Raw genomic sequence first — 16,215 nt, 5'->3', positions numbered from 1 at the left:
CGTGCGCTTCCTCGACGACCGCGTCCCCTCCCACGACCTCACCTACGACGACGTCTTCATGGTGCCGCGCCACAGCGCGGTGGCCAGCCGCTACGACGTCGACCTCGCCACCACCGACGGCACGGGGGCGACCCTGCCGATCGTGGTGGCGAACATGCCCGCGATCGCGGGTCGCCGGATGGCCGAGACGGTGGCCCGACGCGGCGGCCTCACGGTGCTGCCCCAGGACATCCCGACCGAGGTGGTGGCCGAGGTCGTGCGCACGGTCAAGGCGTGCCACACCGTCTTCGACACCCCGATCGTGCTCGGCCCGCACCAGACGGTCGCCGAGGCACTGTCCCTGCTGCCCAAGCGGGCCCACGGCGCGGCGGTCGTCGTTCGCGACGGGCGCCCGGTCGGCGTCGTCTCCGCCTCCGACTGCCGCGACGTCGACCGCTTCGCCCAGGTCGGCACCGTGATGCGTCCGATCGCGGCGCCCGTGGCCGCCGACGCCGACCCGCGCGCGGTCTTCGACCTCCTCGACGCCTCCCACGCCCCGCTCGCCGTCGCTACGGCCGCCGACGGGAGCCTGGTCGGGGTGCTCACCCGGGTCGGCGCGCTGCGCGCCACCCTCTACGACCCCGCGGTGGACGCCGCGGGCGGCCTGCGGATCGCCGCCGCCGTCGGGGTGAACGGCGACGTCGCCGGCAAGGCGGCCGCGCTGCTGGAGGCCGGGGTGGACTGCCTCGTCGTCGACACCGCCCACGGGCACCAGGACCGGATGCTCGACGCGCTGCGCGCGGTGCGGGCCCTCGACCCGCAGGTGCCGGTCGCGGCGGGCAACGTCGTCGCAGCCGAGGGCGTGCGGGCCCTAGTGGAGGCGGGGGCCGACATCCTCAAGGTCGGCGTCGGCCCGGGCGCGATGTGCACGACCCGGATGATGACCGGCGTCGGGCGCCCGCAGTTCTCCGCGGTGCTGGAGTGCGCCGCCGCCGCCCGCGAGCTCGGTGCCCACGTGTGGGCCGACGGCGGCGTGCGGCACCCCCGCGACGTCGCGCTGGCGCTCGCGGCGGGCGCGGCCTCGGTGATGGTGGGCTCGTGGTTCGCCGGCACCCACGAGTCGCCCGGGGACCTGATGGACGACGGCCAGGGCCGCAGCTACAAGGTGTCCTTCGGGATGGCCTCGGCGCGGGCGGTCGCGAACCGCACGTCCACCGAGTCGGCCTACGACCGGGCCCGCAAGGGCCTCTACGAGGAGGGCATCTCCTCCTCGCGCATGTACCTCGACCCGGCGCGGCCGGGCGTGGAGGACCTCATCGACCAGATCTGCTCCGGGGTGCGGTCGGCCTGCACCTACGCCGGCGCCGCCACGATCGCCGAGCTGCACGAGCGCGCCGTCGTGGGCGTGCAGTCCGCCGCCGGGTACGCGGAGGGTCGCCCGCTGGCCACCAGCTGGTGAGACCGGCGGCCCGCAGGCCGGGTCAGCCGCGCGAGGACCGCGCCGTCCGCCCGCGGACGATGCCCACGAACGCCTGGCAGTCCTCGCCGTCACGGTCGCGGCGCCACACCAGGGCCACCGCCGTGGGGTCGAGCTCCGGCACCCGGCGGGTCACGACGTCGCGCCGCTGCAGCAGCCGGGCCACGGACGCCGGCAGCAGGACGATGCCGGTGCCGGCGGCCACGGTCTCGACGGCGTCGCGGTACCCCATGGGCGGCCAGGGCAGCTGGTCGGCCGTGGGCGTCCAGCCGGAGCGGTGGGGCATGACGAGCTGCTCGTCGGCGAGGTCGGCCAGTGCGACCTCGTGCTCGACGATGCCCAGCAGGCCCTCCTTGGCACCCATGGCCACGACCTCCTCCTCGTACAGCGGCAACCGGTGGAGGTCGGCGGGGGAGTCGAGGGGGAGCCGGGCGATCGCCATGTCCACCTCGCCGCCGGTGACGGCGTCGGCCTGCTCGTGCTCCTCGAGCGGCACGAGGATCAGTGGTTCGGGACGACGCTCCCGCCACGCGCGCGCCCACTTGTCGGGGGTCGCCCCGATCACGTAGCCGAGCCGGAGGGCGGGGGAGGTGGAGGACACGGCAGGAGTATGGCGGGTCGCGTAGTTTCGCGGTGTGCGCGTCCTCGTCACCGGTGCCACCGGCTACCTCGGCTCCCGGCTCGTGTCCCGCCTCGTCGCGGACGGCCACGAGGTCGTGGCCACCTCGCGCGACCCCCGGCGGTTGGGCCCCTTCTCGTGGGCGGACGCCGTCGAGCACGCCCGGCTGGACGCCCACGACCCGGTGTCGGTGAACACCGCGGTGCGGGGTGTCGAGGCGGTCGTGTTCCTGGTGCACGGCATGGAGTCCCCGGACTTCGCCCGCCTCGACGGCTATGCGGCCCGCTACCTCGCCGGCGCCGCCGCGCGCCACGACGTGCGCCGGATCGTCTACGTCTCGGGGCTGAGCCCCGCCGGCCCGCTGTCGCGGCACCTGGCCTCGCGCCGGGAGGTGGAGGAGGTCCTGGCGGCCGGGCCGGTGCCGAGCATCACCCTGCGGGCCTCGATGGTGGTGGGGGCCGGCTCGCTGTCCTTCGAGTCGCTGCGCGCCTCGGTGCGCGGGGTGCCCGGGCTCCCGGTCCAGCCTCCGATCCAGCCGGTGCCGCGCTGGCTGCGGGCCCGACTGCAGCCGGTGTCGGTCAGCGACGTCCTGGCGGCCGTGCGGGCCGCCCTGGGCAGCGACGTCGGCCACCGGGGCTACGACCTCGGCGGTGAGGAGGTGCTGCGCTACCCCGAGCTGCTGGCGCGCTACGCCCGGGTCGCGGGGCTCACCCGGGTGCAGGTGCCCGTGCTGCTCGCACCTCCGGCCCTCGCCGGCGAGGGACTGGCCCTCGCCACCGGCGCACCGCGCCCGGTGATGCGCGCGCTCACCGCGAGCCTGCGCCACGACATGGTGTGCGACCCTGCCAGCCGCGCGGCGCTGCGCCGCGACCTGCTGCGGGGCCACGACTTCGTCGCACTCGACGAGGCGTTCCGGCGCTCCCGTGTCCGCGGCGACGACGCCACCCGGGCCGACGTCGACCCCCACCTGCGGGCACCCACCGACGCCGTCGGACCCGGCGCGCGCCGACAGGTGCGCTGAGCGTCTCAACGTTCGGGCCACGCTCCGCGTTGAGGAGGGGACAGGACCGAGGGGAGGCACACCGGATGAGGCAGGACTTCGCGGCGTTCGTCGAGGCGGAGACGCCGCGACTGCTCGGCCTCGCGCACGCGCTCACCGGCGATCCCCACGACGCGTGGGACCTCGTGCAGGAGAGCCTCACCCGGGTCGGCGTGCGGTGGCGCCGCCTGGCCGACGGCAACCCCGGTGGTTACGCCCGCACGACGCTCGTGCGGCTCAACATCGACCGGGCCCGGCGTCGCCGGCGCGAGACGCTCCCGGGTGAGGTCCCGGAGCGGGCCGCGCCGGTGGTGCGGATCCCGCTCGAGGACCCCGTCGAGCCGTGGCTGCTCGAGGCGCTCGCCGCCCTAACCCCGCAGCAGCGCAGCGCGGTCGTGCTGCGGGTGCTCGAGGACCTCGACCACGCCGGGATCGCCGAGCGGCTCGGCTGCTCGGTGGGCACCGCCCGCAGCCACCTCTCCCGCGGCCTGTCCCGACTCCGCGAGCGGGCCCCCGCACGCACCGACCTGGGAGGGACCTGATGGACGAGACGGACGAGGTGACCCGCGCCGTGCGCGGACTGGCCGGCGCGGTGACCCCCGCCCCGGAGGCGGCCCTGCTGGTCCACCGTGGCGTCCGCCGCCGCCGACGGCGGCGTCTCGCGGTCGCGGCGGCCGCCGGGGCGACCGCGACCGCGATGTCGGTCGGTGGGGTGGTGACGCTGGGCCCGGGCGACGCCGGCCCTGCGGACGGGGATCGCCGGGTCGCGGTGGCCTCCGACCCGGAGCCCTCGACGCCGACCGGCCGTCCGGCGCCGGCGTGCCCCGAGGCCGTGGCGGCGCCGCCGACGCGCGCGGTCCCGGACCTGGAGGATCAGCGCCGCGCGGTCGTGCGGCTGCGGTCCCTCAGCTCGGTCCAGGTGGTGCGCGCCGTGCCGACCCCGCTGGGGGTGGTGGCCCTGGTCGCCGATGACGGCGGCGATCCCGACCTCACCCTCCCCCCCGACGTCGTGGGGGTCCTGCGCGCGGCCGGGGCCCGGTGGGCCTACGAGTGGGATCCGAGCGGCCCTGCGGTGGGCCTCGACGCCGCCGCCCAGGTGCGCCAGGTGCTGGCCTGGCAGCTCGACCCCGTGGTCGCCGACCTGCGGCGTGCCACGGCGGGTCTGCCCGGTGCGGCCGGCCTCGCCGTGTTCCCGGAGGCCGGCACCGTGCTGCTGCAGTGGCGCGCCCCGGTGCCGGCGCAGGTGGCCGCGCTGGCCCGGGACGAGCCGGGCGAGGTGCAGGTGGTGGTGGAGGGGGTGCGCTACTCCGAGCGCGACGTGCGGGAGGCGGGGCAGCGCCTCTGGGACGACGCCGGCCTGGCGGACTCCCCGATCGACCTCGTCTCCACCTCCGGCTGCGGCGACGGCTCGGGTCTGCGCGTCGGGATCGCCACGGCGGTGCGCGACGTCGACGGCTGGGAAGAGCGCCTGGCCGAGGTCGCGGGGATGCCGGTGACGCTGGTCGTGGAGGGCCCGATCGACGAGCTGCTCCCGGCGGGGTGAGGTCGCTGTCGCTCGGCGCGGCTCAGGCGTCGGGGGCCGAGCGCGGGTGCACGTCGACGACGGCCACCTCCACCGGCGCGTCGGACGGTCCGGTGCCGAGACGGGCGGCCAGGGAGGCGAGGGCGGCGGCGCGCACGGCGTCGGCGGTGTCGGCGAGGGGGAGGCCGAGCGCCACGCTCACCTCGAGGGTGACCGAGGTGAGGTCGGTGCGCTCCACCACCAGCCGCACGTCGCGCACCTGAACGCCGGGCAGGGCGCGCTCGACGTCGTCGCGGATCGCGGCCACCAGCACGTGCTCGGCGATCTGCAGCCACTCCTGGGTGCGGTGCTGCACCGGGAGCGAGCGCCGGGGCGAGGCGAGCACCGCGGCGAGCAGGGCCGGGCCGATCTCGGCGGCCCGCCGCTCGCTGCGACGTCGCAGGGCGGTGAGGCCGGCCCGCAGGCCGGCGAGCGGATCGGGTCCCTCAGGCGCGGTCATGGCGACTCCCTTCCGTCCTCATCATCGTCGAGTTCCGGCGCGGACGTCCCCGCGAGCGACTCCGCGAACGATCCGTCGGGCCGCCAGGCGCGCAGCCGGTAGGCGAGGGCACGCCGGGCGCGATGCAACTGACCCCGCACGACCGTGACCGAGGTGCCGAGCACCGTGGCGATCTCGGCATAGCCCAGACCCTCGAACTCGCGCAGCACGAAGGTCTCGCGCTGGCGCCACGGCAGCTCGGCCAGTGCCACGGCCACCGCCGCCCACAGCTGCGCGGTGGCGGCGTCGTCCTCGGCCGCGGGCGCGGCGTGGGCGCCCGGATCACGCCGTCGGAGCGCGTCGTGCGCCCGCTGGAGCTCCTCGTCGGCCACGGCGACCGGGCGGCGGCGGCGCCGGTCGTCGGCCACCTGCCGGGTGAGGATCGTGAAGATCCAGGTCCGCACCTGCGCGTCGCCGCGGAAGCTCGCGGCATGCTGCCAGACCTTGATCCACGTCGCCTGCGCGACGTCCTGCGCGAGGGCGTCGTCGCCGTCCAGCATCGAGAGCGCGTAGTGGAAGGTGGCGGCGAAGTGCCGCTCGAACAGCACGGCGAAGGCCTGCTCGTCGCCGGCGGCTCCGGCGCGCAGGAGGGTGCGGTCGTCGCGGGGGTCCTGCGATGTCGTGCTCACCTCCCCCTCACCTCCACCCATCTCCCGGGCCCGGACGGCGGCCGGGAGGGTCCCGGGTCGGAGCGTCGTCCGCTCGACGCCTACCCGGGAGTGCGCGATCGACTCGCGCCCGAGACGATCCGTCGGCGTGACCCACCTCACAGTCGCGACCGCGTGAGGATCCGGCCGGGCGTCGCGTCCCAGTGGTGTCAACGACGATCCGGCGAGCGCCTCGGGGTGCTCGCCACCACGCCACGGAAGGTGGAAGCACGATGACCGAGAAGACCCTGGAGAAGACGACCGCGCGCGACAGCAAGGCGCTGGTCACCACCGAGGGCCGTACGACGATCGCCGACACCGTGGTCGCCAAGATCGCGGGCATCGCGGCCCGCGAGGTCAACGGCGTCCACGCCCTCGGCGGCACCGCGTCCCGGGCGGTCGGCGCCCTGCGCGAGCGCATCCCGGGCAGCACCACCAACCACGGCCAGGGCATCTCGGTCGAGGTGGGCGAGAAGCAGGCCGCCGTCGACGTGCAGCTCGTGGCCGAGTACGGCGTCGGAATCGCCGACCTCGCCGCCGGTATCCGCCGCAACGTGATCGGCTCGATCGAGCGGATGACGGGGCTGGAGGTCACCGAGGTCAACATCGAGGTGCAGGACGTCCACGTGCCCAGCGAGGACAAGGACGAGCCGCAGGAGCGCCGGGTCCAGTGACCACGCCCTCGGTGGACCCCGTCGCCGACCTCGCCGAGGCGGTGGCGGGGGCCGCCCGGGCCGTGCCCGGGGTGCTCGACCTGCACGCCGGCCCCTACGGCGAGGTCGCCGTGCACGCAGCCGGACGCCGCATCGACGGCGTCCGGGTGCGGTCCGGGATGGTGGAGGTCCACGTCGTGCTGCGTGCCGACGTCGACCTGCTCGCGGTAGCCGACCGGGTGCGCGACGTCGCCCTCGCCGCGTGCGCCGGACCCGGCACGGACCCAGCTCCTGGGCCCGACCCGGTCGTGGAGGTCGTGGTGGAGGACATCCGCATCCCGGCGGCCGGCGCGTGAGCGCCCGGTACCCCGGCCCGCGCGACCCGGGGCTGCGCGCGCAGTGGCTCGCGCAGCGCCGGGCGCTCGTGCGGCAGTTCCATCCCGACACCGGCGGCGACGGTGCGCTGATGACGGCGGCGCTGGAGGACCTCGACCGCTCCTTCGCGGTACGCGACGGAGCCCCGGCCCCCCTCGCCGATGCCCTGGCCGACCTCCACCTCGTGGAGCTGACCGCCTCCGACGCGCTGCCGGAGCAGCTTCGGCGCAGTCTCCGGCGCGGTCGCCGCCGGGCCCGCGACCTCGGCCGCGGGGTCCGCGCCCGCATCCCCGGCGGGTGGCCCGGCTCGCGCCGCTACCTCGACCTCTGACCCGCCCCGTCCGTACGCCTCTCCCGCCCACGACCATCCAGGAGTCCCTGACATGTCCACGTCCTCACTCGGCCTCATCGCCGGCCTGCTGCTCACCCTCGCGATCTGCGTGGGGGGCCTGGTCGGGTTCCTGCTCGCGCTCGTGCTCGGCACCGCCGGGTTCGCGCTCGGTGGCCACTACGACGGCGAGCTCGACCTCGGTCAGCTGCTGGGGCGTCGCAGCCGTGGCTGAGCCCGGCGCCGACCCGACACCGGACGCCGACCCGGGGCAGCGCGGCTCCCTGGTGATCGCCGACCGCGTCGTGACCCGCGTCGCCGGACAGGCGGCGCGCGAGGTCGCCCACGTCGCGGTGGTGCGTCCCCGGCGTCCCGGGGGCGGGTCGCCGCGGGTGCGCGCCGTCGTGGCGGGCGGCCGGAGCCGGATCGCCCTCGACATCGCCACGGCCTGGCCCCAGCCGACGGCCGCGGTGGCCGCGCAGGTGCGCGCCACCGTCGCCGAGAGGGTGGGCAGCCTGGTCGGCGTGGTCGTCGACGGCGTCGACGTGCGGGTCACCCGCGTCGTGCACGTCCCGAACCCGAGGAGGAGGGTGGAATGACCGCGCTGCTGAGCAGGGAGGAGACGGCGAGCGTCGCCGGCCCCGTGCCGCGACCGCGCCGACTCGCCGGTCCCGTCGTGGGAGGGGTGCTGCTCGCCCTGGCGGTCGTCGCTTCCGGTGCCGCACTGGTGCGCGAGGCACTGGTGACGGGCGGTGTCGTGTCCGGTGCGTCCTGGTGGGACGACCTCGCGCCGCGGTTGGCGGAGCTGCGACCCGACGCCGTGACCGACGGCGTCGGTGCGGGTGTGGCACTGCTGGCGCTCGCGCTCCTGTGGACGGCGCTGCGCCCGGCCCCAGCACGCGGGCGCCGCCTGGGCGGCGGTGCGGCCGTCGTGCCGGATCGCGACCTCGCCCGATGGGTGCAGGCGCGGCTGGACGCCGTGCCGGGTGCCACGCGGGTGCGGGTGCGGGGCGGGCGCCGCCTGGTCGCGACCATCACGACCTTGGCGCCACCCGCGGAGCACGACGACGTGGAGGCGTCCGTCCGCGCCGACGCCGACGACGTCCTCGGTGCGGTGGAGTCGGCGCCCCGGCTGAAGGTCCGGCTGCAGCACCAGGACGGTGTGTCATGAGGCGCGTGAGGGCGCTGGACCGTGCGGCGCTCGCGGTGGTGGCGCTGGGCCTGCTCGCCGCGGCCGGAGGGCTGTGGTGGTGGCGACGCGAGGGTGCGGACCGGGTCCTCGACCCGACGCCGGTCACCGACGCCTCGCGCGAGTCCTGGTGGCCCTGGGCGCTGGGCGCCGTCGGTGTCGTGCTGCTGGTGCTCGGTCTGGGCTGGCTGTGGGCGCACCTGCGGCCGCGACCGGTCCCCGTGGTGCGACTGGCGGGCTCGGGCCGCGAGGGCCGGCTGCTCCTCGAACCGGCGGCGGCGGCCGACGCCGCCGCCCACGCCCTGGCCGACACCCTCGGGGTGCGCCGCGCCGGCGCGCGGGTGTCGCGCGAGCGTGGCGGCCTGCTCCTGCGCGTGAGGGCACTGGTCGACCCCGACGCCGACCCCCGGGTGGTCGCCGACGCGGCCGCCCGCGTACGGGCCGACGCGGCGGGCGTCGTCGGGCGCGACGACGTCGACCTGCGGGTCGAGCTGCGGGTGGCCCGCCGCACGCGCGGCGTGAGCCGCGTGCGCTGACCCCGGCGCACTGTGCACGGCGCCCAAAGAGCAGGGGCGATCTTCGACCGCCGTGCCCTTGTCGGTGGCCGGCGAGGGGCGCAGAGTGACGTGCACCACACCACTCTCGATGGGAGCCCCCATGACGTCGTACTCGCTCGCCGGCCGCCGCGCCCTCGTCACCGGAGGGGCCCAGGGTCTCGGGGAGGGCATGGCGCGCGCGCTGGCCGCCGCCGGTGCCCGGGTCGTGATCGGCGACATCGACCCGCTCGGCAAGGACACCGCCGCCTCGCTCGGCGACGGCCACGGTCACGTGACCCTCGACGTCACCGACGACGCGTCGTGGGAGGAGGCGATCGTCTCCACCGTGGAGCAGGTGGGCGGCCTGGACCTGCTGGTCAACAACGCCGGCATCGAGATCACGAGCCTGCTCGCCGACCTCGACGCCGCCGACGCGGCGCGGATGCTGAACGTCAACGTGCTCGGCACCGCGCTCGGCATCAAGCACGGGTTCCGGGCGATGCGCCCCGGCGGTGCGGCCGGCGAGGGCGGCGGCATCATCAACATCGCCTCCGTCGCGGCCACGATCGCCTTCCCCGGCATCTCGGTGTACTCCGCCACGAAGTCCGCGGTCGACCGGCTCACCCGCGTCGCGGCCATGGAGAGCGGCAAGCTCGGCTACGGCGTGCGGGTCAACTGCATCTACCCCGGCCTGGTGCCCACGCGGATGGGGGCCGGCCTGGCGAACGACGTCGCCCAGATCGGCCTGTTCGGGTCCCCGGAGGAGGCCGTGGGCGCCGTCATCGAGCTCACCCCGGGCGGACGCCTCGGCACGGTGGAGGACATGGCCGACGCCGTGGTGTTCCTCGCCTCCGACGCCTCGCGGTTCATCACGGGCGCCGGGCTGCCCGTCGACGGTGGCATGGGGATGTGAGGTCGGCTCGTGCGCATCGTCGACTACCTCGACAAGGGGCTCTCGATCGGCCCCGACCGGCCCTGCCTCACCACGGCGGCGGGGTCGCGCACCTACCGGGAGGTGCACGACCTCACCGGTCGGATCGCCGCCGCGCTCGCGGCGTCGGGCGTGACGCCGGGGGAGAAGGTCGCGGTGCTCTCCGGCAACGACCCGACCGCCTTCACCTGCCTGCTCGGCATCAGCCGCGCCGGAGCGGTGTGGTGCCCGATCAACCCGCGCAACGAGGCAGAGGAGAACCGTGAGCTGCTCGCGCTCTTCGACTGCGTCACGGTGATCTACGCCCCGGCGTTCGCGCCGCTGGTCGACCGGATCCGCGGCGACCTGCCCGGCGTGCACACCTGGACGGTGCTCCCCGGGGCCGGCGCCGACGCGGTGACCGACACGGTCGCTGACGCCGTCGCGTGGGAGCACTTCCTCGCGCGGGGCGAGGGTCGGCCGGTGGTCGACCTGCCGGCCGAGGACGACGTCATCGCGCTCGTGGGCACCGGGGGCACCACCGGGCGGCCCAAGGGGGTGCTGCTCACCGGCACCAACGTGGAGACCATGACGGCCCTGACTCTGATGAGCTACCCCTTCGACGGCGTCCCGCGCTACCTCGCGCTCGCGCCGCTCACGCACGCCGCCGGGGTGCTCTGCTTCCCGATCATGGCGCTGGGCGGGGAGATCGTGATCATGGCGGCTCCCGACGTCGGCGGGTTCCTGGAGCACGTGGAGCGGCACCGGATCACCCACACCTTCCTGCCGCCCACGCTGATCTACATGGTGCTGGCGCACGAGGCCCTGGACCGCACGGACCTCACGTCGCTCCAATGCTTCTGGTACGGCGCCGCGCCGATGTCGGCGTCGCGGCTGGAGGAGGCGCTGAGGAGGATCGGGCCGGTCATGGCGCAGCTGTTCGGGCAGACCGAGGCGCCGATGATGATCTCCACGCTGTCCCCGCGCGAGCACTTCCGCGACGACGGCACGGTGGCCACCGAACGGCTCTCCTCGGCCGGGCGGCCCACGCCGCTGGTGACGGTGGCGATCATGGCCGAGGACGGCGCGCTGCTCCCGCCGGGGGAGCGCGGCGAGATCGTCGTGCGCAGCTCGCTGGTGATGCGGGGCTACTACCGCAACCCCGAGGCCACCGCCGAGGCCGGCATGCACGGCTGGCACCACACCGGCGACATCGGCTACCTCGACGACGACGGCTACCTGTTCATCGTCGACCGCGCCAAGGACATGATCATCACCGGTGGGTTCAACGTCTTCTCCACCGAGGTGGAACAGGCGGTGCTCAGCCACCCCGACGTGCAGGACTGCGCCGTGGTGGGGCTGCCGGACGAGAAGTGGGGCGAGCGTGTCGTCGCCGTCGTGCAGGCCCAGCCGGGGCGCGAGGTCGACGCCGAGGCGCTCATCGCCCACGTCAAGGGCCGGATCGGGTCGGTCAAGGCGCCCAAGCAGGTCGAGGTGTGGGAGGACCTGCCGCGCTCGAAGGTGGGCAAGGTGCTCAAGCCCGACATCAAGGCGCGGCTCGCGAGGGTGCCGACCGGCTCCTGATCCGCGAGCCGACGCGTGCTCCCTCTCAGGCGTTGGCCCAGGACTCCACCGACCGGGTGACGTGGGCCAGCGTCGTGAGCTCCCCGATCCAGTCGGCGTGCGGGCCCTGGGGTGCCACCACGAACTTCGACGCCCCGACGTCGACGTAGCGGCGCAGGATCGCCTCCAGCGCCTCCGGGCTCGTGGCCACGAGCTCGCGGGGGTCGGTGTCGGGCTCGAGCCGGGCGACGGCGGCCTTGGCCTCGGCGGGCAGGTCGGGGTCGGGGTGGTAGACGATCGTAGAGCCGTAGTGGTCGTCGTCGATGCTGCGGCCGGCGCGGTCGGTGGCCTCGACGATCGCGGCGATGGCCGCCTCCACGCGGGCAGGGCCGATGAACGCAGCCAGCCAGCCGTCGGCGAGCCGCCCCACGCGGTCGAGCTCACGCGGCGTCACGCCGCCCATCCACACCGGGAAGCCCCGCTTCACCGGCTTGGGGTCGATGCGGGCCCGGTCGTAGGTGAACCACTGCCCGTGGTGCACGACCTCGTCCTCGGCCCACAGCCGCCGCAGCAGGGGCAGGGCCTCCTCGAAGATCGCCGCCCGATCGCCGGCCTCCACCCCGAACGCCTGGTGCTCCTCCCGCGCCGGCAGCCCGAGGCCGAACGCCGGCAGCAGCCGACCGCCGGAGAGCACGTCGAGACTGGCCAGCGCCTTGGCGAGCAGCGCGGGCTGACGCCCGGGCAGCACCATCACGCTGGCGCCGATCTTCATGCGACTCGTCCGCGCCGCGGCCCCGGTCATCGCGACGACTGGGTCGTGGGTGGCGGCGTTGACCCGCTCGGTGACCCACAGCGAGTCGAACCCCAACCGCTCGGACTCGTCCACGAACGCACCGAGGTCCACTCCCGTGGCCGGCAGCGCCAGCCCCACCCGCACCGACATGGCCGCCAGCCTAGGCGGCGTGCGGTGGCCCGGGAACGACGAACGGCCGACCAGGTGCTGATCGGCCGTTCGATGGTGTCCGAGGGGGGACTTGAACCCCCATGCCCGTTAGGGCACTAGCACCTCAAGCTAGCGCGTCTGCCAATTCCGCCACCCGGACGAGTGCGAGTGGAACGTTAGCAGCACCTCGGCAGCAGGGTGGAATCGGGGTCCGGGGCGGGCGAGGGCCCGCGTCGGCGGGGTTGCGGACGGCGTCGCGGTGACATGCTGGGGCCATGGCCGAACCGCGTGAGCAGCCCGAGTCCGCCACTCCCGACCCCCGCCACGACCCTGCGTCGGAGGTGGTGGACCTGTGCCGGGAGCTGATCCGGATCGACACCTCCAACTACGGCACCGACGACGGCCCGGGGGAGCGGACGGCGGCGGAGTACGTCGCGGGACTGCTCGAGGAGGTCGGCATCGAGGCGCGGCTGTACGAGTCGCGACCGGGGCGCACGTCGGTGGTCGCCACCTGGGGCGGTCAGGACGACGCCCGCGGCCGGCTGCTGCTCCACGGCCACCTCGACGTCGTGCCGGCCGCCGCGGAGGACTGGTCGGTCGACCCGTTCGCCGGGGAGGTCCGCGACGGCTACGTCTGGGGTCGGGGCGCGGTGGACATGAAGGACTTCGACGCGATGCTGCTCGCCACCGTGCGCGCCCGGCAGCGGGCCGGGCGGGTGCCGGAGCGTCCGATCGTGCTGTGCTTCACCGCCGACGAGGAGGCGGGCGGACACCTGGGGGCCGACTACCTGGTCGACCACCACCGCGACGAGCTCGAGGGGTGCACCGAGGCGGTGGGGGAGGTCGGCGGGTTCAGCACCACGATCCGCGGCCGCCGGCTCTACCTCATCGAGGCGGCCGAGAAGGGGATGGCGTGGATGCGGCTCACCGCGCGCGGCACCGCCGGCCACGGCTCGATGATCAACCCCGACAACGCGGTGGCACGCCTCGCCGGGGCGGTGGCCCGGATCGGCGCCCACGAGTGGCCGGTCCGGCTGACCCCCACGATGGAGGTCCTGCTCGCCACCGTGGCCGACCTCGCCGGCACCGAGGCCACCCCGGAGAACGCGCCGGCGCTGATCGAGGAGTTCGGGGGAGCGGCGCGCATGCTCGGCGCCGTCATCCGCAACACGGTGAACCCGACCCAGCTCGAGGCGGGCTACAAGGTCAACGTCGTGCCCACCGAGGCCACCGCCCACCTCGACGGCCGCTTCCTGCCGGGCTACGAGGACGAGTTCTTCGCCACGCTGCGCGAGCTGTGCGGCGACGGCGTGGACTGGGACTTCGTGTCCCACCAGCAGCCGTGGGAGACGCCGTACGAGGGCGACCTCGTGCGCTCGATGACCCGGGCGATCCTCAGCGAGGACCCCGACGGCCTCGTGGCGCCGTACACGATGAGCGGCGGCACCGACGCCAAGCACTTCCGGCGGCTCGGGACGGCGTCCTTCGGGTTCGCGCCGCTGCGGCTGCCGGCCGACCTCGACTTCACCGCGCTGTTCCACGGCGTCGACGAGCGGGTGCCGGTCGACGCGCTCACCTTCGGGGCGCGGGTGTTCGACCGCTTCCTCGACGACGTGTAGGGCTCAGGCGGTGCGCACCGCGCGGATGATCTTGCGGCGCAGCACGACGCGCCGCTTGCCGTCCGGCCCGATCCGCACCCGGTCCAGCTCCCACCCGCCGTACTCGGCGCGCTCGGTGAGCAGCTTGGTCACGACGTTGCGGCTCAGCTCCCGCTCGAAGACGACGCTCTCGAACTCCCACTCCACGCCGGGGCGCAGCGGGCGACGCAGGGCACGACTCATGCCGGCCCGCCTCAGCGCACCGCGGCGGCCGACACGTCGTCGAGGGCCGCGATGAGCTCGGGGGGCAGGGCCTTGTCCTCGATGCCGAGGGCGCCGCGCAGCTGCGCGGCCGTGCGGGCGCCGACGATCGGGGCGGTCACGCCGCGCCGGTCGCGCACCCAGACCAGGGCGACCTCCAGCGGTGTCCACCCCAGGCCGTCGGCCGCGCGCGCCACGGCCTCCACGATCGCGGCCGAGGTCTCGTCGAAGTAGGTCTCCACGAAGCGGGCGAAGTCGCGCGAGGCCGCCCGGGACTCCACCGGGATGCCGGTGCGGTACTTGCCGGTCAGGACGCCGCGACCCAGCGGCGACCACGGCAGCACGCCGAGCCCGAGCGCCGCGCAGGCCGGCATCACCTCGCGCTCGACGCCGCGGTTCACCAGGGAGTACTCCACCTGGGTCGAGGCCAGCGGCGCCCGGCCGGGCACGGCCCGCTGCCAGGTCGCGGCCTGGGCGGTCTGCCAGCCGGTGTAGTTGGAGATGCCGACGTAGGAGGCCCGGCCACTGCTCACCGCCTGGTCCAGCGCCGACAGCGTCTCCTCCAGCGGGGTGTCGTCGGTCCAGACGTGCACCTGCCACAGGTCGACATGGTCGACGCCGAGGCGGGACAGCGAGCCGTCGAGCGTGCGCAGCAACGTCCCGCGGGAGGTGTCGGTGACCCGCTCGCCGGTGCGCCGCGAGATCCCGGCCTTGGTGGCGATGACGATCTCGTCGCGGCTGACGACGTCGCCGACGAGCCGACCGATGAGTTCCTCGGCGGCGCCGTCGGTGTAGCCGGCGGCGGTGTCGACCAGCGTGCCGCCCGCCTCAGCGAAGGCGATCAGCTGGTCGCGGGCCTCGTGCTCATCGGTGGCGCGGCCCCAGGTCATCGTGCCCAGGCCGAGCCGGGAGACCTTGAGTCCGGTGGTGCCCAGACGGCGCTGCTGCATGCCTCCAACCTAGTGGAACGCCGTGTCGCGGCCCGGGGCGCCGCTCCGGCGTCGTCCTGGCGCGTGGCGGGTGTCGCGCGGATCACGTGGCCGGGACCTCACGACTGTCAGGTCCGCGTCAGGTCCCGCCACTACGCTGCCGCACGTGGACGACCTCCTCAAGGCGATCGTGCTGGGCACGATCCAGGGACTCACCGAGTTCCTCCCGATCTCCAGCAGCGCCCACCTGCGCATCCTCCCCGACTGGTTCGGCTGGGGAGACCCGGGCGCGGCCTTCACGGCGGTCATCCAGATCGGCACCGAGCTGGCCGTGCTGATCTACTTCCGCAAGGACATCGTCAGGATCGCCTGGGCGTGGCTGCGCTCGCTGGTCAAGCCGGAGCTGCGGGGCCACATCGACGCCCGGATGGGCTGGTACGTGATCGTCGGCTCGCTCCCGATCGTGATCCTCGGGATCCTGCTCAAGGACACGATCGAGAGCGACTTCCGCAACCTGTGGATCATCGCGACCACCCTGATCGTGATGGGTGTCGTGCTCGGTATGGCCGACCGGTTCGGCTCCACCGAGCGCGGTCAGAAGCAGCTGGGCCTGCGCGACGCCGCGCTGATGGGCGGCGCCCAGGCGATGGCGCTGATCCCCGGCGTCTCCCGCTCCGGCGCCACGATCTCCATGGGCCGCGCCCTCGGGTTCGACCGCGAGACCGCCACCCGCTTCGCCTTCCTGCTCGCGATCCCCGCCGTCGTCGGCGCCGGCGTCTTCCAGCTCGGCGACATCCCCGGCGGCGACAACCCCTACGGCGTGGGCCCCACGATCGTCGGCACCGTCGTGTCGTTCCTCGTCGGCTACGCCGCCATCGCCTGGCTGCTCAACTACGTCTCCACCAAGTCCTACACGCCGTTCGTGATCTACCGCATCGCCCTGGGCGGGCTCACGATGGTCCTACTCGCCACCGGCGTCCTCAGCGCCACGGGCTGAGTCCGGGGCGTCCCCGGGGGGCCGATGGGTCCGCCCGCTCGACCACAGGGCCGTGGAACGAGGTGTGGCCCCGGGATACGTCGTCCCGGGGCCACACGTCGGATCGGGCGGT

At 75.0% G+C, this 16,215-nt stretch carries 21 protein-coding genes and 1 tRNA gene; 15 read left to right on the top strand and 7 right to left on the bottom strand.

Annotation, left to right across the window (positions count from 1 at the left end):
- Nucleotide 1 precedes the first annotated feature (1 nt).
- The gene (locus tag ACERUJ_RS10880) at nt 2–1,438 is read left to right on the top strand and encodes a GuaB1 family IMP dehydrogenase-related protein (protein ID WP_370248544.1); all 1,437 of its coding nucleotides are present in this window, start codon (nt 2–4) and stop codon (nt 1,436–1,438) included.
- 22 nt (nt 1,439–1,460) lie between these two features.
- Here ACERUJ_RS10880 and ACERUJ_RS10875 read toward each other — a convergent pair whose 3' ends face one another.
- Nucleotides 1,461–2,057 carry a LysR substrate-binding domain-containing protein gene (locus tag ACERUJ_RS10875; RefSeq protein WP_370248543.1) on the bottom strand — a complete coding sequence of 199 codons (597 nt, stop codon included), beginning with the start codon at nt 2,055–2,057 and terminating at the stop codon, nt 1,461–1,463.
- A 34-nt stretch (nt 2,058–2,091) separates the two neighbouring features.
- Here ACERUJ_RS10875 and ACERUJ_RS10870 point away from each other — a divergent pair, with 34 nt between their 5' ends.
- The 3 genes from ACERUJ_RS10870 to ACERUJ_RS10860 all read left to right on the top strand — a co-directional run bounded on the left by ACERUJ_RS10870 (nt 2,092) and on the right by ACERUJ_RS10860 (nt 4,657).
- Complete coding sequence (locus ACERUJ_RS10870; protein WP_370248542.1) at nt 2,092–3,096, top strand: NAD(P)H-binding protein; 1,005 nt, start codon at nt 2,092–2,094, stop codon at nt 3,094–3,096.
- A 65-nt stretch (nt 3,097–3,161) separates the two neighbouring features.
- Complete coding sequence (locus ACERUJ_RS10865; RefSeq protein WP_370248541.1) at nt 3,162–3,656, top strand: SigE family RNA polymerase sigma factor; 495 nt, start codon at nt 3,162–3,164, stop codon at nt 3,654–3,656.
- Nucleotides 3,656–4,657, top strand: a complete 1,002-nt coding sequence (locus ACERUJ_RS10860; protein WP_370248540.1) for a hypothetical protein — start codon at nt 3,656–3,658, stop codon at nt 4,655–4,657. The genes ACERUJ_RS10865 and ACERUJ_RS10860 overlap by 1 nt, the downstream gene beginning before the upstream one ends.
- A 22-nt stretch (nt 4,658–4,679) precedes the next feature.
- Here ACERUJ_RS10860 and ACERUJ_RS10855 read toward each other — a convergent pair whose 3' ends face one another.
- Entirely contained in the window at nt 4,680–5,135 is a 456-nt protein-coding gene (locus ACERUJ_RS10855; RefSeq protein ID WP_370248539.1) for a hypothetical protein, read from the bottom strand.
- Nucleotides 5,132–5,803: an RNA polymerase sigma factor gene (locus ACERUJ_RS10850; protein WP_370248538.1), complete on the bottom strand. Its 672-nt coding sequence runs from the start codon at nt 5,801–5,803 to the stop codon at nt 5,132–5,134. Before ACERUJ_RS10850 ends, ACERUJ_RS10855 begins: the two co-directional genes overlap by 4 nt.
- Nucleotides 5,804–6,054: 251 nt before the next feature.
- Here ACERUJ_RS10850 and ACERUJ_RS10845 point away from each other — a divergent pair, with 251 nt between their 5' ends.
- From ACERUJ_RS10845 to ACERUJ_RS10805, 9 genes are all read left to right on the top strand, one after another.
- Nucleotides 6,055–6,495 carry an Asp23/Gls24 family envelope stress response protein gene (locus ACERUJ_RS10845; RefSeq protein ID WP_370248537.1) on the top strand — a complete coding sequence of 147 codons (441 nt, stop codon included), beginning with the start codon at nt 6,055–6,057 and terminating at the stop codon, nt 6,493–6,495.
- Nucleotides 6,492–6,830 carry a hypothetical protein gene (locus ACERUJ_RS10840; protein ID WP_370248536.1) on the top strand — a complete coding sequence of 113 codons (339 nt, stop codon included), beginning with the start codon at nt 6,492–6,494 and terminating at the stop codon, nt 6,828–6,830. Before ACERUJ_RS10845 ends, ACERUJ_RS10840 begins: the two co-directional genes overlap by 4 nt.
- Entirely contained in the window at nt 6,827–7,180 is a 354-nt protein-coding gene (locus tag ACERUJ_RS10835) for a hypothetical protein (protein ID WP_370248535.1), read from the top strand. The genes ACERUJ_RS10840 and ACERUJ_RS10835 overlap by 4 nt, the downstream gene beginning before the upstream one ends.
- 52 nt (nt 7,181–7,232) lie before the next feature.
- Complete coding sequence (locus ACERUJ_RS10830; RefSeq protein ID WP_370248534.1) at nt 7,233–7,412, top strand: DUF2273 domain-containing protein; 180 nt, start codon at nt 7,233–7,235, stop codon at nt 7,410–7,412.
- The gene (locus ACERUJ_RS10825) at nt 7,405–7,776 is read left to right on the top strand and encodes a hypothetical protein (protein WP_370248533.1); all 372 of its coding nucleotides are present in this window, start codon (nt 7,405–7,407) and stop codon (nt 7,774–7,776) included. The genes ACERUJ_RS10830 and ACERUJ_RS10825 overlap by 8 nt, the downstream gene beginning before the upstream one ends.
- The gene (locus ACERUJ_RS10820; protein ID WP_370248532.1) at nt 7,773–8,348 is read left to right on the top strand and encodes a hypothetical protein; all 576 of its coding nucleotides are present in this window, start codon (nt 7,773–7,775) and stop codon (nt 8,346–8,348) included. Before ACERUJ_RS10825 ends, ACERUJ_RS10820 begins: the two co-directional genes overlap by 4 nt.
- On the top strand, nt 8,345–8,902 hold the full coding sequence (locus ACERUJ_RS10815) for a hypothetical protein (protein WP_370248531.1): 558 nt from the start codon (nt 8,345–8,347) through the stop codon (nt 8,900–8,902). The genes ACERUJ_RS10820 and ACERUJ_RS10815 overlap by 4 nt, the downstream gene beginning before the upstream one ends.
- A gap of 121 nt (nt 8,903–9,023) precedes the next feature.
- The gene (locus ACERUJ_RS10810) at nt 9,024–9,815 is read left to right on the top strand and encodes an SDR family NAD(P)-dependent oxidoreductase (RefSeq protein ID WP_370248530.1); all 792 of its coding nucleotides are present in this window, start codon (nt 9,024–9,026) and stop codon (nt 9,813–9,815) included.
- Nucleotides 9,816–9,824: 9 nt separating this feature from the next.
- Nucleotides 9,825–11,396, top strand: a complete 1,572-nt coding sequence (locus ACERUJ_RS10805; RefSeq protein WP_370248529.1) for a long-chain fatty acid--CoA ligase — start codon at nt 9,825–9,827, stop codon at nt 11,394–11,396.
- 25 nt (nt 11,397–11,421) lie between these two features.
- Here ACERUJ_RS10805 and ACERUJ_RS10800 read toward each other — a convergent pair whose 3' ends face one another.
- Nucleotides 11,422–12,318 carry a TIGR03619 family F420-dependent LLM class oxidoreductase gene (locus tag ACERUJ_RS10800; protein ID WP_370248528.1) on the bottom strand — a complete coding sequence of 299 codons (897 nt, stop codon included), beginning with the start codon at nt 12,316–12,318 and terminating at the stop codon, nt 11,422–11,424.
- Nucleotides 12,319–12,391: 73 nt separating this feature from the next.
- Nucleotides 12,392–12,478 (bottom strand) — tRNA-Leu (locus ACERUJ_RS10795).
- Between the two features lie 115 nt (nt 12,479–12,593).
- On the opposite strand from ACERUJ_RS10795, the gene ACERUJ_RS10790 reads away from it, so the two are divergent.
- Nucleotides 12,594–13,937 carry a M20/M25/M40 family metallo-hydrolase gene (locus ACERUJ_RS10790; protein WP_370248527.1) on the top strand — a complete coding sequence of 448 codons (1,344 nt, stop codon included), beginning with the start codon at nt 12,594–12,596 and terminating at the stop codon, nt 13,935–13,937.
- Between the two features lie 3 nt (nt 13,938–13,940).
- Here the strand turns inward: ACERUJ_RS10790 and ACERUJ_RS10785 are convergent, their stop codons facing one another.
- Together ACERUJ_RS10785 and ACERUJ_RS10780 are read right to left on the bottom strand one after the other, a co-directional pair.
- A complete protein-coding gene (locus ACERUJ_RS10785; protein WP_370248526.1) occupies nt 13,941–14,159 on the bottom strand; it encodes a DUF5703 family protein in 219 nt (72 codons plus the stop codon).
- A gap of 11 nt (nt 14,160–14,170) precedes the next feature.
- The gene (locus ACERUJ_RS10780; protein ID WP_370248525.1) at nt 14,171–15,127 is read right to left on the bottom strand and encodes an aldo/keto reductase; all 957 of its coding nucleotides are present in this window, start codon (nt 15,125–15,127) and stop codon (nt 14,171–14,173) included.
- 145 nt (nt 15,128–15,272) lie between these two features.
- Here ACERUJ_RS10780 and ACERUJ_RS10775 point away from each other — a divergent pair, with 145 nt between their 5' ends.
- Nucleotides 15,273–16,103 (top strand): undecaprenyl-diphosphate phosphatase, encoded by an 831-nt coding sequence (locus ACERUJ_RS10775; protein ID WP_370248524.1) that lies wholly within the window; start codon nt 15,273–15,275, stop codon nt 16,101–16,103.
- The last annotated feature ends 112 nt before the right edge of the window (nt 16,104–16,215 follow it).

It is taken from the genome of Nocardioides sp., assembly GCF_964228225.1.
Classification (GTDB): Bacteria; Actinomycetota; Actinomycetes; order Propionibacteriales; family Nocardioidaceae; genus Nocardioides.
This window is presented reverse-complemented; position numbering and strand designations above follow the sequence as displayed.

Coding starts and splice junctions, on each gene's coding strand:
- ACERUJ_RS10820 (WP_370248532.1), top strand. CDS start 7,773: ATGACCGCGCTGCTGAGCAGGGAGGAGACGGCGAGCGTCGCCGGCCCC.
- ACERUJ_RS10815 (WP_370248531.1), top strand. CDS start 8,345: ATGAGGCGCGTGAGGGCGCTGGACCGTGCGGCGCTCGCGGTGGTGGCG.
- ACERUJ_RS10780 (WP_370248525.1), bottom strand. CDS start 15,127: ATGCAGCAGCGCCGTCTGGGCACCACCGGACTCAAGGTCTCCCGGCTC.
- ACERUJ_RS10785 (WP_370248526.1), bottom strand. CDS start 14,159: ATGAGTCGTGCCCTGCGTCGCCCGCTGCGCCCCGGCGTGGAGTGGGAG.
- ACERUJ_RS10845 (WP_370248537.1), top strand. CDS start 6,055: ATGACCGAGAAGACCCTGGAGAAGACGACCGCGCGCGACAGCAAGGCG.
- ACERUJ_RS10810 (WP_370248530.1), top strand. CDS start 9,024: ATGACGTCGTACTCGCTCGCCGGCCGCCGCGCCCTCGTCACCGGAGGG.
- ACERUJ_RS10865 (WP_370248541.1), top strand. CDS start 3,162: ATGAGGCAGGACTTCGCGGCGTTCGTCGAGGCGGAGACGCCGCGACTG.
- ACERUJ_RS10855 (WP_370248539.1), bottom strand. CDS start 5,135: ATGACCGCGCCTGAGGGACCCGATCCGCTCGCCGGCCTGCGGGCCGGC.
- ACERUJ_RS10790 (WP_370248527.1), top strand. CDS start 12,594: ATGGCCGAACCGCGTGAGCAGCCCGAGTCCGCCACTCCCGACCCCCGC.
- ACERUJ_RS10830 (WP_370248534.1), top strand. CDS start 7,233: ATGTCCACGTCCTCACTCGGCCTCATCGCCGGCCTGCTGCTCACCCTC.
- ACERUJ_RS10860 (WP_370248540.1), top strand. CDS start 3,656: ATGGACGAGACGGACGAGGTGACCCGCGCCGTGCGCGGACTGGCCGGC.
- ACERUJ_RS10800 (WP_370248528.1), bottom strand. CDS start 12,318: ATGTCGGTGCGGGTGGGGCTGGCGCTGCCGGCCACGGGAGTGGACCTC.